Consider the following 1683-nt stretch of genomic DNA (forward strand, 5'->3'; position numbering starts at 1 on the left):
GGCCGCGGTCGCGAACGCCGTGCAGCGCGCGGCGGGCGTCACGCTCGCGGAGCTGCCCATCTCGCCGCCGCGCCTGCTCGAGGCCATCGACCGCGCGGGCTAGTGACGTGGCGCGCGTGTTCTTCGCCTCCGGCCTGCGCCGCTTCGTGGGAGGCGCCGACTCGGTCGAGCTCGAGGCGCGCGACGTGCGCGAGCTGCTTTCCGCGCTCGAAGCGCGCTACCCGGGAATCAGCGCCGCGATCGGCGCGGACTGCAGCGTCGCGATCGACGGCGAGATCCTCCCACGCGCCGAAGCGCATCTCGAGCGCCTGCGACCCGAGAGCGAGGTCCACTTCCTGGCGCAGATCTCCGGCGGCTAGCCCGCGCGCGTCTCGAGCGCGAGAGCCTCGAAGGCGCTCGCGCGCGGGTCCGTGCCGCCGACGATCCGCGCCAGCCACGCCCGCACGTAGGCCGCATCGAAGCGCGCCCCTCGGGAGTGAAGGATCTGCTCGATGTCCGCCCAATCCTTGCGCCGATCGAAGAGCACCTTGAAGACCACCAGATCTTCCGCGGAGAGCACCGAGATCGTCGTCCCGAGGAAGTCGGCATGCCGCGCGCGCTCGCGGCAGGCGTCGTGGAGCGCGTCGTAGGCGAAGAACAGATCGAGTGGGGTGCCGGCCCAGTCGAGCCGGACCTGGCCGTCGCGGGCGATGCTCGAGAGCGCCCCCTGCTCGTCGATCGCGACGCCGAGCGGCCGAAGCAGCTCCAGAACGGATGCGGCCTCGCGCTCGTGGACGAAGACGTTCACGTCGATGTCGACCGTGCCGCGCGGCTCGCCGCAGTAGAGAAGAGCGATGGCGCCGCCAAACGCGTGCGGGATGCCGGCCGACACCAGGGAGTGTGACAATGCCTGGATCTTCTCGTGCGGGAGGGCCGCAGTCGGACTCATCGGCCTAGCGCGAGGAGATCCGGATCACCGGAAGCGGAGGCTTCACGGCCACCGCACCGCGCATTCGCGCTAGTTCGGCGCAGATCCGCGACAGCTCCACGAACGCGGCGACGCGCTCGGCATCCGTCGCTCCGGCCCACTCTCTCGCGCGCGCTCGTGCGTTCTCCGCGGCAGAGGCGCGGGCGAGTCTCTCGAGCAAGAGAGCGTGAGATCGAGATGGAGCTTGCGGGCTCGAGGGCGTCGACACACGGCGAGCTTAGCGCGCGGGCGCGGCTAGCGCCTCGGCGCTCCGAGCGCGATCGCGACGCCGGGCTTCGCCGCGGGCGGATCGGTGCTCGGCGGGCCGATCACGAGCTGCCGCTCGGCGATGCCGTGCTCGCGCACGAGCAGGCCGTGCACCGCCGCGGCGCGCGTCGCGGCGAGCGTCTGGAGCGCCGCGGCGTCGATCGCGGTCGCGGCGACCTTCTCCTCGAGCCAGGTCTCCTGCTCGGGCTCGAGCGCCGGAGCCGGCTGGCCCGCGAGCTTCGCGCCGAGGTGGTTGCGCACGGCCCGGCGCGTGCCGATCTCGCCGAGCCGACCCAGAGCGCGCACGCCCGAGGTCGCCTCGAGCTCGGCCACGAGCGCGCGCTCGCGAAGGACGCGCAGATCGCTCTCGGACGTGCCACCGGAAAGTGTCAGCGCGATTCCCGGCGAGCCGGAGAGCAGCCCGGCGATCTGCTCGATGCGCTCGGCGCCTTCGGGCGCGAGCTCCGGGC

Annotated in this window: 2 protein-coding genes; one reads left to right on the forward strand and one right to left on the reverse strand. The window is 72.8% G+C overall.

All coding sequences use genetic code 11. The features are described from left to right. The first annotated feature begins 107 nt into the window (after positions 1-107). Positions 108-359 carry a MoaD/ThiS family protein gene (locus FJ108_18560; GenBank protein ID MBM4337896.1) on the forward strand — a complete coding sequence of 84 codons (252 nt, stop codon included), beginning with the start codon at positions 108-110 and terminating at the stop codon, positions 357-359. Here the strand turns inward: FJ108_18560 and FJ108_18565 are convergent. Continuing rightward, complete coding sequence (locus FJ108_18565) at positions 356-928, reverse strand: nucleotidyltransferase family protein (GenBank protein MBM4337897.1); 573 nt, start codon at positions 926-928, stop codon at positions 356-358. The genes FJ108_18560 and FJ108_18565 overlap by 4 nt on opposite strands. Positions 929-1683 lie beyond the last annotated feature (755 nt).

The sequence above is a fragment of the Deltaproteobacteria bacterium genome, from assembly GCA_016875225.1.
GTDB lineage: Bacteria > Myxococcota_A > UBA9160 > SZUA-336 > SZUA-336 > VGRW01.